This window comes from Gilliamella sp. W8123, from assembly GCF_016101085.1.
GTDB classification, from domain to species: Bacteria; Pseudomonadota; Gammaproteobacteria; order Enterobacterales; family Orbaceae; genus Gilliamella; species Gilliamella apis.
On record NZ_JACFRE010000006.1, the window covers coordinates 45,491 to 58,470 of the forward strand.

Sequence of the window (12,980 nt, forward strand, 5' to 3'; positions counted from 1 at the left end):
TTGTTTAAAGGATTATGATTGTCTAGTAATAAATAATTTTTCGTAAGGATATTGATAATTATTCTCATATAGTATATTGTTACTCGCGGATTGCTTTGCAAAATATCAATATAATTAATAGGGTTATAACAATGAATACCAAGTTTAAGTTGGCTACACATGTCTTAAATACAAGTATTTTATTATCATTATCAGGTTTAGCGATGGCGGCTGATGATAAAAATACTGATACTATGGTGGTGACAGCATCAGGATTTTCACAACAAATTAAAGAGGCTCCGGCAACAATTTCGGTGATCACGCCGGAAGAAATTAGCAAAAAACCTTATCGTGATGTTACCGATGCTCTGAAAGACATTCCTGGTGTCACAATAACTGGTGGCGGCGATTCGACCGATATTAGTATTCGTGGTATGGATGCCAAATATACATTATTATTAATTGATGGAAAAAAAGTTAGTACTCGTGAAACTAGACCAAATAGTGATAATTCTGGTTTCGAGCAAGGCTGGCTACCCCCATTAACTATTATTGAGCGTATCGAAGTTGTCCGTGGACCTATGTCTTCTTTATATGGTTCAGATGCTATGGGTGGGGTAGTTAATATCATTACTAAAAAAGTGTCCAACAAATGGCACGGTGGTTTAAGGGTTGAATCAATTGTGCCTTATCGTTCTGATGAGAAAAATACCTATGTAGGTAGTTTTTCAACGATGGGACCAATTATTGATGATATTTTAGGTATTCAATTATTTGGTCAGTACAGCAAACGTAGTGAAGATAAGTTTTTAAATGGGCATTCAGGACAAAAATTACGTAGCTTAAATGGGAAAATATCACTTAATGCTACAGATACTCAGACATTTGATCTTGATTTTGGACGCTCTTTACAAAACAGTAATGCTTCAGGTGGTAAAACAAGACCAGTTAATCGCGGTGATTTTAATAGAGATAACCGTCGCAACTCTTTTGCTTTAACGCATAATGGTTTATTTGGCGATGTATCGACGACATCCTTTATTTCTCATGAAGGTAATAATAATCCAGAAAGAAAAATGAAAATTCGTAATACTAATGTTGACTCACGTGTGACAATTCCTTTCTCGATTAATATGTTAACTGCTGGTGGAGCATATACTTATCAAGAACTTCATGATAGAGGTAATCAGTTAAACAAGACTCTAACAAAAATTGATCGTTGGAGTTATGCATTATTCGCTGAGGATGAAATAAGTATTTTTGATAACTGGAGTATAACGGCTGGTTTGCGTTATAACAAAGATGAAAACTATGGTAGCAACTGGAATCCAAGAGTCTATAGTGTCTGGAATATTGATGATAACTTTACCTTAAAGGGTGGTTATTCAACTGGATTTGCAACACCACAACTACGCCAAGTTGTTTCAGATTGGGGACAGGTTACAGGTGGATCTGGAACAGGTAACAAAGGAATGATAATGGGTAATCCCGATTTAAAACCTGAAAAAACGGATTCATTTGAAATAGGCGTTGGTTATACCAATGATTATGGTATTGATGCATCTGCAACAGCTTTTTATACTAAATATAAAGATAAAATCCAGTCTTATTATATTTGTCGTGGTAAAGCAGGATCAAGAAATTGCCGAATCAATGGTTATAAAGAAAAATTTGATTTTGTTCAAGGCCGTGAGAATGTAGATAAAGCCGATCTTAAAGGTTTAGAACTATCATTTAAAACACCATTGTTTACTGATTTCTTGCTAAGTTCTAACTATTCTTGGACTAAAACAGAACAAAAAACTGGTAAAAATAAAGGTAAACCTTTAAATCGTACACCTAAGCAAAAATTCAATACTCAGCTTGATTGGAATCTAACCCAACAATTGGATTTATGGACTAAAGTTGCTTATTACGGAGTGGAAACAACTACGGATCGTAGTGGCAAAAAGATTGAATATCCAGGTTATACCTTCTGGGATGTGGGTGCATCTTTTCAAATAAATCAAAATGCTAAGATTTATGGTGGCGTTTATAACTTATTTGATAGAGATGTTTCTAACGATGACTTCGGTAAAACATTAGAAGGCCGTCGCTATTTTGTTGGTACTGAAGTTAATTTCTAATTAATATTCATCAATAAAAGGTTGTTATAAATATTGAGTGGCTGTTAATACAGCCACTTTTTTTATAATAAACTATACATAAATATTTTAGTTTATTAGTTATGATTTAGGATTATTTCATAAAGGGATTTTAAATTAATTCATGTCCAAATTTGTCTGTAAAATTGTATTTATTGTTATATTGTTTTTAACGTACTCACCTGTATATGCTAATAATATTGTATTAGTTAATCTAGCTAGATCTGAATTTGTCTTTGACCCGTATGCAGCAATATTTGTGGTAGTTTTACTTTTTGTTTTATGGCAAGTGTTTAAAATATGGTCAACATGGAAGGTTAAGCAATGGGAAAAAGAAGAACAGCAACAGAAGCTGCAAAAGAAAGCTGAAAGAGATCGATTATTTGCTGAGTCAAGAGCAAGAATGCGCTTAACTAAACAATTAACTAAACAAAAATCACGAAAGAAAAAAACACCAGAAAAGTAATATCCGCTCTTAGTCGGTATTTATTCAGTTCAGCTAATTTTTTTCATGATTAAAAATTTGAGGAAAGGGGTTTTTTAGCTTAATATAAATTGAAATTTCTTCATAATTATCATAAACAACCAATCATGTATATTTGTTCCATTCTTATCAAACTTAATAATATATCATTTTTTATCTTATTGAATTATTTATTGGTCTTAATCCATGGCATGCTAGACGATTTTGTAATATATTATCTATCATAGCGCAAGAAGTTACTACAGTGTTGAAAGGCAAACTTGATGGTTGTATTTGAAGATAAACAAGAGTCGGAATTACTTACAGAAATTGCAGTTGCATACTATGAGTATGAACAAACTCAAGAAGAAATCGCTCAGCGATTTGGTCTTTCACGCATTAAAGTTGGTCGTTTGCTAAAAAAGGCTAGAGCAGAAGGAATCGTTGAAATAAGTGTTAAATATCATCCAATATTTAGTTCTCGCATTGAACAGCAATTTGTTAACCATTTTGGTATTAAACGAGCTTTAATTGCTTTAGATCATCAAGACGAAGAGGAGCAACGTAGACAAGTTGCTGCTCTGGTATCAAATTATCTGTCTAGTACTTTAAAAAATGGTATGACCGTTGCGGTGGGACAAGGGCGTAATGTTGCTGCTATTGCCAGCCATGTTGGTGTGTTTCCTGAAAAACAGTGTAAATTTATTTGTGGCATAGGTGGTACTCAGCGTGTTGGTGAAATTATTGATGCTGACCACATTAGTCGAAGTTTAGCCAGAAAATTTAGTGCAACTAGTGAGACTTTGTATGCACCAGCTTATGTAGAAAATAGTGAACTTAAACGTGCATTTATCCAAAATAGAGTTATTAAAGATACATTAGAAAGAGCGGCTAAAGCTGATATTGCTTTAGTTGGTATTGGCGATATGAATGAAAACTGTTATATGGTGCAATTGGGTTGGTTTACTCCACAAGAAGTGACCTATGCAACATTAAATCAAGGTGTGATTGGTGATATTGCTGGATATGGATTTTTTGATATCAATGGTAATCCGGTCGATACAAATATGAATGATCGAGTGATTGGTTTAAGTATTGAAGAATTACGTAATATTCCATGTGTTATTGCTATTGCTTCGGAAAATACTAAAGCAACCGCAATTTTAGGTGCACTACGGTCGGGCGTAATTGATATCATTGCGACAAGTGCTTCAAACGCTAGAACTATATTAAGTTTACAACAAAACAAAATCTAATTTAGCCAATAAGCTATTTGTAAACACATTACAAATAGCCTTGATTAATCTAGATCAAATTTAATTATAATAATCGTTTAATAATTCTATCCACTCTGATGCGGCTTAAACGTTTAATTAATTTATGTACCTGTTTTGGATAGAATTGGCTAGCTTGAATTTGTTGGAAATGGGTGACATGTGCTGTTTTTTCACGAATAGTTGTGAGTTCTTGTTTAATCTGTTGTTGTAATTCATGTTTAGGATCATGAACAAGTATGGCATTTTCCAGATCTAAACGCCAAGCTCTTGGATTAAGATTATTACCTGTAATCATCATCCACTCATCATCTACCCAAATCCCTTTTAAGTGATAAGTTTGATCAGCATCTTTCCATAATCGAATGATTAACTGTTCCTTATCAATATAATTTTGTAACCGTTCAACAAAACGTCTTAAGTTTATTTCATACAAATAAGGTAATCCACCCGAGATATTAAAAGGTTGGTCTTCAGGAATATAAAAGTCATTAGCTACTTTATCACCAATAATGATTTCAACTTGTTTACCTTTTCTTAATAGACGAATGATGTCACGCACTAATATATTAGGTAAGTTGAAATAAGGTGTACAAAATGTGATTTTTTGTTCAGTCGTGTTTATTAGATGGTGAATAATTTTATTCAGCTGATTATTTCGGCCAAGACCTACAATTGGTGCTACTGATAAAGTTTCGTTATCACTATTTCCCGTATATTGATAATTAACATCCATAAGATGTTGGCGTAGTTGTTTAATTTCTGACTTAATTTGTTTACGGGTTTTATGTTCACTAACATCTAACCGTTGCACACCATCAAGTGGCAGAAAATTATCATTAACATAATTCACCATTGTATCCGCTAAAACTTTATTAGTGATAAAGTGATATCGATCATAACGGTATTTATCGAGTTTATATAAATAAACATTATTAATGCTAGCACCACTATAGATTACACTGTCATCAATTATGAATCCTTTTAAGTGTAATACACCTAAAACTTCTCGACGATTAACTGGCACACCATAAACCGGAATATCAACAGATGGATGTTGTTGTTTCAAATCATAATAGTAACGCGCATTCGTTTTGGTTTTATCTTCACCAATTCGACCCCGTTGAGCACGATGCCAATCAACAAAAATTTTGATGTCTAAGTTTGGTTGGTGGGTTTTAGCTTGATAAAGCGCATCAAGAATCTCGCGACCAGCTTCATCTTGTTCTAAATAAAGGGCAACAATATAGATACGATGTTGAGCTTTTTTTATCTGTTCAAGCAATGCAACTCTATAGGTTTTAGGATCATAAACAATCTGATATTGTTCAGCTTTCTGTTGAAGCTTGGCTAATTCGTTTAAATGTTTTTGATGATTATATTTTATAAAGGGTATTCGCATGTTCTAAATATCATTAAAACTGACACAAAGTGTAGAATACCACAATTTATGTCAGAAAATAATACTCCTATTATTTAGGGGTAATCTATAATTAAATTGATCGGTTAACTAACTCTATTATATACCTAAATATGCTTTAAGCTTGTTCATTAACCCATTGTTGAATAATTTTATAGCTTAAGGCTAAGACTACTGGGCCGATGAATAAACCCATAATTCCGAAGGCTAGAATTCCGCCAATTACCCCAAATAAGATAAGTAAGAAGGGGAGATCGGCGCCTTTCTTTATCAAATATGCTCGCATTACACTATCAAGGGTGGTCAAAATGATAGCCACAACAATTAAAACTATGCCTGATATAATATGCCCATCCCAAAATTGCCAAATGATACAACCTAACATGACAATAACAGGTCCAATTTGAGCAACGCAACAGATAAATAGAATTAGGGTTAAAATGCCTGGAAATGGCATTTTGGTAAAGATAAAACTCATTCCGCCAATTAATGCCAGTGTGATGGCTGTAACAACTACACCTAATGCCACCGCTCGTATTGATTGACCCGCTAAGGTAACTGTTGTAGTGCCATATTGTTTAGATAAACGATTCGCCAAAACATAAACATATTTAGTGATACTTTCTCCCTTAAGAAACAGTAATAAACTAAAAATGATCATGACACCGGCATGAAAAATAAAAACGCCAATATTGGTTACTTGCTCTAAAAGCCAGCCAATCATGATGCCAATATAAGGTTGAATATCGGATATTAATTGTGAACCATCTGTTTTGATAAGCTCAAGCCATTTTTGGTGAAATTCTTCACCAAACATCGGAATATTGACCAACCAATCGAGGGTAGGTAATTCTCTATGCGATAACGTTCTAACCCATTCGACCAGATAATGACCATTTTGAGCAACACTACTAATTATTAAGATAAAAGGAATAACACAGACAAAGGCTAAAATTATCGCCATGACTAATAAAGATAACCAACGTTTATTAAAGAGTTTTTTTTGGATTTTGATCATTAATGGCCAAGTTGCAATAACCACCATTACCGCCCAAAAAAAGCCAAATAAAAATACTTCGACTACTCGATAAGTTAAAACAATTAGTAAGCCTATCAAAAGTAAATTAAGAATTAATTTTAATAAATCATCAGTTTTTTTTTCTGCTGGCATTTTTATCTCATATTCATTAATCTAGATAATGTTATTATACGCATTATGTTCTAAAAAGCATACGTTGACGTATTAAGTTAGACAATTTTATTGGAGAAATAATAATGAAAAAATTAGTATTATTAGCATTGATGAGTGTGGCATTATCTGCTTGCGCAAATACGCAAAAAGCCCCGCAAGAGGTTCAAAAACTAAATGAAATTGCTCCATATCCTGATGCAAAAGTCGGTTCTACTCGTTATGTCATTCATCTACCAAACTTAAAAGATGAAGTTAACGCTAAAGTAGAAATATTAATTGGTAAAGAGATGAATGTTGATTGCAATACTCAAAGTTTAGGTGGAATTGTTAAAGAACAAGAGCTTAAAGGTTGGGGATATTCTTACTATGTTGTTGAAGAAGCTAAAGGTAGCATTTCTACAATGATGGCTTGTCCTGAAGGCGCTAACGAAAATAAATTTGTTTCTATCAACCATAAGTTAGGTTTATTAAATTATAACAGCCGATTACCATTAGTATTCTACGTTCCAAACGATTTGACGGTTAAATATCGTGTATGGCAACCAGAAGCAAAAATTTTGCAAGCTAGCGCCGAATAAAAAAAGTAAATTAATTGTTAATAGCTCGCTAATAAAGGGTTGATTGATTAAAATCTAGTCACTCAGCCCACAATCTTAGAATATTTGACTTTTTAAGTGGACATCTGAAAAAAAAAAGGTATTTTATCCCTCGTAATGCAAGGTTAGCTCTACATGTTCATTAATTATATTAATGATTTGTGATTGCCTGATTACCTCGGTTTCACCATATTATTTAATGAGTAATAATGGTAAAATTTGGGGGTCCGTTGTATTTAACAATGGGCTTGTGTCTAACATGTAATATCCCTAACTAGAGGAGAAGTGGTGAGCATGTTTACTCAACGTAAAACAATTCTTTCAATCATCGCTGGTGTATCACTAGCACTATCTCAATCTGCTATAGCAAAAGACCGTGTCGTGCATTTTTATAATTGGGCAGGTCAAATTGGTAATAGCACAATCACTGATTTTGAAAAATCAACTGGTATTAAACTGGTTTATGATGTGTATGATTCCAATGAAGCGCTTGAAGGTAAATTAATGGCCGGTCATTCTGGTTTTGATGTGGTTTCACCTTCAGATAGTTTTTTAGCTAGACAGATTAAAGCTGATATTTATCTACCGTTAGATAAAAGTAAATTGCCTAATTGGAAAAATCTTGATCCTAATTTAATGAAATTAATGGCTAACCATGATCCAGATAATAAGTATGCAATCCCATATGTATGGATGACTACTGGTATTGGTTATAACATTGATAAAGTTAAAGAACGTCTTGGAGAGGATGCTCCTGTTGACAGTTGGGATTTAGTTTTCAAACCTGAAAATATGGAAAAACTTAAAGATTGTGGTGTGGCATTCTTAGATGCTCCAACTGAAATCTTAGCAAGTGCTCTTCAATATTTAGGTAAAGATCCAAATAGTACTGATGCAAAAGATTATACTGGCGCAGCTTACGAATTGTTGGAAAAAGTAAGACCAAATATCCGTTATTTCCATTCATCTCAATATATTACTGATTTAGCTAATGGTGATATTTGTGTGATTTTAGGTTGGTCAGGTGATATTTTACAATCCCGTGATAGAGCTAACGAAGCTAAAAATGGTGTGCATGTTGGATATCAAATTCCGAAAGAAGGTGCATTAGTATTCTTTGATACTTTTGCTATTCCAAAAGATTCTGCAAATCCTGATGAGGCTCATGAGTTTTTGAACTTTGTTATGAAACCTGAAATTGCAGCTCAAGTTACTAATGATGTTAATTTCGCTAGCGCTAATAAAGTTGCAAATGATCAGTTTGTTAAGCCAGAAGTGAAAAATGATCCAGCGGTTTATCCAAAACCAGAAGTGATGGAAAAATTATTCACTTTAACGGTAAAAGAACCGAAACTTGAACGTGTGATCACTCGCACATGGACAAAATTAAAAACGGGTAAATAGCCGTTTGAAAATGTCAATTAATTGACTTATACATTCTAGACGGGGAGATTTAAAATCTTTCCGTCTCGTTTTTTTTGGCTTGTTGTTATGAGGAAAAAAGTGTGAACGATAAAACAACAAATCAGGTACAGCCTAAAAAAAAGATGATAACTCCATTATTGGAGATCAAAAATTTAACCAAAGTTTTTAATGATGATTATTATGCCGTTGATGATGTCAATTTAACCATTTATACCGGAGAGATTTTTGCCTTATTAGGAGCTTCGGGTAGTGGTAAATCAACATTATTGCGGATGCTTGCCGGTTTTGAACAACCGACTTCTGGACAAATTATTTTAGATGGTAAAGATTTATCACAAGTACCACCTTATAATCGTCCGATTAATATGATGTTTCAATCGTATGCTCTTTTTCCTCACATGACGGTTGAGCAAAATATTGCCTTTGGATTAAAACAAGATAAATTAGATAAAAATGAAATTAAACATCGTGTTGAAGAGATGTTGGCGCTTGTGCATATGGAACAGTTTGGCAAACGTAAACCTCATCAACTTTCAGGTGGTCAAAGACAACGCGTTGCTTTAGCTCGAAGTTTAGCTAAAAGACCAAAATTACTACTGTTAGATGAACCAATGGGCGCATTGGACAAGCAACTTCGTGACCGAATGCAACTTGAAGTGGTTAGCATCTTAGAACAAGTTGGTGCAACCTGCGTAATGGTTACCCATGATCAAGAAGAAGCCATGACTATGGCTGGGCGTATTGCGATTATGAACAAAGGCCAATTTGTGCAAATAGGGGAGCCTGAAGAAATCTATGAACATCCAAATAGCCGTTATAGTGCAGAATTTATTGGTTCTGTAAATGTTTTTGACGGTATTTTACAAGAGACCTTAGAAGATGGATTAATTATCAGTTGTCCGATGATTAAACACCCATTAAAAGTCGATTACGATTCACCGGCGGTTGAAGGTGTGCCAATTCAAGTCGCATTACGACCGGAAAAAATTAAACTTTGTGATGAAATTCCAGCCGATGGTTACAACGTTGCCACGGGTGAAGTAGTTGAAATTGCCTATTTAGGCGATCTGTCGATTTATCACGTTAAATTACAAAGTGGACAAATTATTATTGCTCAACTACAAAACGAACATCGTTATCGTAAAGGAATGCCAACTTGGGGTGATATTGTCAACTTAAGTTGGGAAATTGATAGCTGTGTTGTGCTGACCGAATAAACACAAGAGGACAAATTGATGCGATCCATTTTATGGGGTTTGTTGTTAAATGCCTTAGTGTTACTTGGTGTTTATGTACGTTTTGTAACCATCAATGCATTTGACAATCTGTTTTTAGATGCGTTATTTACGTCAATGGTATTAAGTTTTTTAGTATCATGTGTTGGCGCATATTTGGCACATTATAAACCATCTAAATTTGCTTATCGGTTGATTATAGCCGGCAGTATTTTATATATACCTGCTGGATTAGGTTTAGTGGCGATCTATTATGCTTATCGTAAGTTGCGACTACAACGTGATGATTCTGATTTGATGACACTCTATGGTCGTCTATTAGTCATCGCTATTCCATATTGTTGGATGTTGTTGCTATTTTTATTACCGTTTTTAATTGTATTTCGAATCAGTTTTTCCGAAGTAGCGATAGCTGTGCCACCTTATACTGAACTGTTTAGCTATGAAGATGGCTTAGTTAATATTGTTTTAAATTTGGGTAATTATTTTAATCTACTTGAAGATACAATCTACCTAGATTCTTATTTACAATCATTAAAAGTTGCAGCAATTTCAACGTTGTTATGTATTTTAATTGGTTACCCATTAGCATGGGCTATTTCGCAATGTAAACCATCAACCAGAAATATTTTATTACTATTAATCATATTGCCATCATGGACTTCGTTTCTAATTCGGGTTTATGCTTGGATTGGGATTTTAAATCCTAATGGTCTATTAAATAATTTCTTAATGTGGTTAGGGGTTATAGATCAGCCATTAATCATAATGAAAACTTACTTAGCTGTTTATATCGGTATTGTCTATTCTTATTTACCATTTGTGGTATTACCAATTTATACCTCATTAAGTAAAGTAGACACAACGCTGATTGAAGCGGCGTTAGATCTTGGTTGTAAACCAATTAAAACCTTCTTCAAAATTATTGTACCGCTAACCAAAAATGGCGTTATCGCCGGAGGCATGTTGGTATTTATTCCTGCAGTAGGTGAATATGTTATTCCTGAATTATTAGGTCCTTCTGATGGTCTAATGATTGGTACCCAATTATGGGCTGAATTCTTTAATAATCACGATTGGCCAGCTGCATCAGCAGTGGCAACAGTGATGTTATTGATATTAATTGTACCTATCTACTACTTTAATAAGTTCCAGAACCGAGAAATGGGAGGTAAATAAATGAATAATTTACCATTAGTCATGCGCTCAGCATTGATTGTTTTTATTGCTGCATTATTCGGTTCAATAGTGTTATCGGTTTTGATCTCTGCATCAGGATTTGCGCTATTAGGTAGTGCTAGCTTGTATGTCGGATGCTTGCTATTTAGCCTCATCTTAACAACTATTGTAACAATTGCGTTGTTAGTGAGATGTTTAAAAGGATTAATTCTATTAGTAGTTTTTTCCTTTTTATATATCCCTATGGTCATTTTAATTGTTTATTCGTTCAATAGTTCAAGGCTGGTAACGGTATGGGCAGAATTTTCAACCAAATGGTATGTTGAGTTAATACATAATGACACTTTACTCAAAGCAGTAGGATTGAGTTTGACTATCGCGGCAGGTGCAGCCTCATTAGCGATTGTACTGGGTACTTTAGCTGCTTTTACTCTCATTCGGTTTAGACGATTCCGTGGCTCTAACCTGTTCTCGTTTATGACTACGGCACCGTTAGTTATGCCTGATGTCATTACTGGTTTAGCCTTATTACTGCTATTTGTCGGAATGGGACAAGCGCTCGGTTGGCCAAAAGAACGCGGTGCATTGACTATTTGGATGGCGCATGCAACATTCTGTACTGCATATGTGACAGTTGTTATCAGTGCCAGATTGCGAGAGTTAGATAAGTCAATCGAAGAAGCGGCTTTAGATCTTGGTGCGAATCCATTGAAGGTATTTTTCATAATTACTTTACCAATGATTGCACCAGCGCTGGTTTCTGGTTGGTTATTGGCATTTACTCTATCACTTGATGATGTGGTTATTGCTAATTTTGTTACCGGACCGGGTGCAATGACATTACCGAAACTAGTATTTTCTAAGGTTCGTTTAGGTGTCGATCCACAAGTTAATGCCTTAGCAACAATTATTTTACTAATTGTTGGTATTATCGGTTTTATGTCATGGCTTTGGATGCGTCGCGCCGAAAAACGACATTTAAGAGAAATTCGCATGCGTTAATCTGATTATTAATTATTGCCGCTTTTGCGGCAATTTTTTTATCCTTATAAAATATACGTGTTTTTTTAGCCGTTTTATATTATAGTGTGCGCAGTCAGGTTACTGACAAAATTCTCAGGGCGGGGCGCAATTCCCCACCGGTGGTATAGCCCACGAGCGCTTAGTAAAATTCTATTTTATTAAGGACAGCAGATTTGGTGAGATTCCAAAGCCGACAGTTAAAGTCTGGATGAAAGAGAGTAGCTTATCTTTTCTATATTTGCGCTATAGCAAAATCACTATGGTCAAGCACTTGCCCTGATTCTGGTATTTAATATATTTATCACTTAGTAACTTTATAATAATTAAGGATAAATATAATTAGTTTAATAAAACAGGATAGGTATCTACCATGAATCAGTTTAATTTAAATGAATTTGGCACATCAATCGAACGAGTAAACAAAGCAATTGCTTCAATCAAAGCTGGATCTGGGGTGTTAGTTTTGGATGATGAAGATCGTGAAAACGAAGGTGACATTATCTGGGCAGCGCAAACTATTACCACTCAGCAAATGGCATTAACTATTCGTCATGGCAGCGGTATAGTTTGTTTATGTATGCCACAATCTTATTGTGATAAATTAGGATTGCCGATGATGGTGGCAAATAATACTAGTAAAAATCACACTGCTTTTACTATTTCTATCGAAGCGGCAAAAGGCGTTACGACAGGGGTATCAGCAGCTGATAGAGTAACGACTATCAAAGCCGCAGTAGCGGATGATGCAAAACCAACAGATTTAAATCATCCTGGTCATGTTTTCCCACTAGTTGCCAAAGAGGGTGGTGTATTAAATCGTCGAGGGCACACTGAGGCGTCGGTTGATTTAGTAACATTAGCTGGATTTAAACCTGCAGCAGTAATTTGTGAAATAACTAATGATGATGGATCAATGGCAAGAGCGCCACAAGTTGTTGCGTTTGCAAAACAGCATCAGCTACCGGTAGTCACCATTGAAGATATAGTGGCTTATCGTAAATTATTATAATGTTTTTAATAATCCGCCGAAGTAATCGGCGGATTTTTTTG

Annotated in this window: 10 protein-coding genes, 1 pseudogene and 1 riboswitch; of the genes and pseudogenes, 9 read left to right on the forward strand and 2 right to left on the reverse strand. The window is 34.6% G+C overall.

The features are described 5' to 3' along the window. The first annotated feature begins 131 nt into the window (after positions 1-131). The 3 genes from H3T56_RS08380 to H3T56_RS08390 all read left to right on the forward strand — a co-directional run bounded on the left by H3T56_RS08380 (position 132) and on the right by H3T56_RS08390 (position 3,842). Entirely contained in the window at positions 132-2,105 is a 1,974-nt protein-coding gene (locus H3T56_RS08380) for a TonB-dependent receptor domain-containing protein (RefSeq protein ID WP_198192560.1), read from the forward strand. 142 nt (positions 2,106-2,247) lie between these two features. Further along, entirely contained in the window at positions 2,248-2,589 is a 342-nt protein-coding gene (locus H3T56_RS08385; protein WP_198192561.1) for a hypothetical protein, read from the forward strand. 281 nt (positions 2,590-2,870) lie between these two features. Beyond that, positions 2,871-3,842 (forward strand): sugar-binding transcriptional regulator, encoded by a 972-nt coding sequence (locus H3T56_RS08390; RefSeq protein ID WP_198192562.1) that lies wholly within the window; start codon positions 2,871-2,873, stop codon positions 3,840-3,842. A gap of 64 nt (positions 3,843-3,906) precedes the next feature. On the opposite strand, the gene pssA is transcribed toward H3T56_RS08390, so the two are convergent. Together pssA and ydiK are read right to left on the reverse strand one after the other, a co-directional pair. Then, the gene (pssA, locus tag H3T56_RS08395; protein WP_034902509.1) at positions 3,907-5,262 is read right to left on the reverse strand and encodes a CDP-diacylglycerol--serine O-phosphatidyltransferase; all 1,356 of its coding nucleotides are present in this window, start codon (positions 5,260-5,262) and stop codon (positions 3,907-3,909) included. A gap of 136 nt (positions 5,263-5,398) precedes the next feature. Continuing rightward, on the reverse strand, positions 5,399-6,451 hold the full coding sequence (ydiK, locus tag H3T56_RS08400; RefSeq protein ID WP_198192563.1) for an AI-2E family transporter YdiK: 1,053 nt from the start codon (positions 6,449-6,451) through the stop codon (positions 5,399-5,401). A gap of 104 nt (positions 6,452-6,555) precedes the next feature. Between ydiK and eco the strand changes: the two genes are divergently transcribed. The 6 genes and pseudogenes from eco to ribB all read left to right on the forward strand — a co-directional run bounded on the left by eco (position 6,556) and on the right by ribB (position 12,939). Further along, positions 6,556-7,050 carry a serine protease inhibitor ecotin gene (gene eco / locus H3T56_RS08405; protein ID WP_198192567.1) on the forward strand — a complete coding sequence of 165 codons (495 nt, stop codon included), beginning with the start codon at positions 6,556-6,558 and terminating at the stop codon, positions 7,048-7,050. Positions 7,051-7,362: 312 nt separating this feature from the next. After that, on the forward strand, positions 7,363-8,472 hold the full coding sequence (locus H3T56_RS08410; protein WP_034902512.1) for an extracellular solute-binding protein: 1,110 nt from the start codon (positions 7,363-7,365) through the stop codon (positions 8,470-8,472). Between the two features lie 101 nt (positions 8,473-8,573). Then, on the forward strand, positions 8,574-9,710 hold the full coding sequence (potG, locus tag H3T56_RS08415; protein WP_034902514.1) for a putrescine ABC transporter ATP-binding subunit PotG: 1,137 nt from the start codon (positions 8,574-8,576) through the stop codon (positions 9,708-9,710). Between the two features lie 324 nt (positions 9,711-10,034). After that, positions 10,035-10,907: pseudogene (potH, locus tag H3T56_RS08420) on the forward strand (putrescine ABC transporter permease PotH); the annotation flags it as partial. Between the two features lie 243 nt (positions 10,908-11,150). Then, a complete protein-coding gene (locus H3T56_RS08425) occupies positions 11,151-11,909 on the forward strand; it encodes an ABC transporter permease subunit (RefSeq protein ID WP_082205211.1) in 759 nt (252 codons plus the stop codon). A 106-nt stretch (positions 11,910-12,015) separates the two neighbouring features. After that, positions 12,016-12,154, forward strand: a riboswitch (FMN riboswitch). Positions 12,155-12,300: 146 nt separating this feature from the next. Continuing rightward, on the forward strand, positions 12,301-12,939 hold the full coding sequence (gene ribB, locus H3T56_RS08430) for a 3,4-dihydroxy-2-butanone-4-phosphate synthase (RefSeq protein WP_065613188.1): 639 nt from the start codon (positions 12,301-12,303) through the stop codon (positions 12,937-12,939). The last annotated feature ends 41 nt before the right edge of the window (positions 12,940-12,980 follow it).

What these genes read in the sequence shown, in the direction of transcription:
- H3T56_RS08380 (WP_198192560.1), top strand. Translation starts at nt 132, where the DNA reads ATGAATACCAAGTTTAAGTTGGCTACACATGTCTTAAATACAAGTATT.
- H3T56_RS08385 (WP_198192561.1), top strand. Translation starts at nt 2,248, where the DNA reads ATGTCCAAATTTGTCTGTAAAATTGTATTTATTGTTATATTGTTTTTA.
- H3T56_RS08390 (WP_198192562.1), top strand. Translation starts at nt 2,871, where the DNA reads ATGGTTGTATTTGAAGATAAACAAGAGTCGGAATTACTTACAGAAATT.
- pssA (WP_034902509.1), bottom strand. Translation starts at nt 5,262, where the DNA reads ATGCGAATACCCTTTATAAAATATAATCATCAAAAACATTTAAACGAA.
- ydiK (WP_198192563.1), bottom strand. Translation starts at nt 6,451, where the DNA reads ATGCCAGCAGAAAAAAAAACTGATGATTTATTAAAATTAATTCTTAAT.
- eco (WP_198192567.1), top strand. Translation starts at nt 6,556, where the DNA reads ATGAAAAAATTAGTATTATTAGCATTGATGAGTGTGGCATTATCTGCT.
- H3T56_RS08410 (WP_034902512.1), top strand. Translation starts at nt 7,363, where the DNA reads ATGTTTACTCAACGTAAAACAATTCTTTCAATCATCGCTGGTGTATCA.
- H3T56_RS08425 (WP_082205211.1), top strand. Translation starts at nt 11,151, where the DNA reads ATGGTCATTTTAATTGTTTATTCGTTCAATAGTTCAAGGCTGGTAACG.
- ribB (WP_065613188.1), top strand. Translation starts at nt 12,301, where the DNA reads ATGAATCAGTTTAATTTAAATGAATTTGGCACATCAATCGAACGAGTA.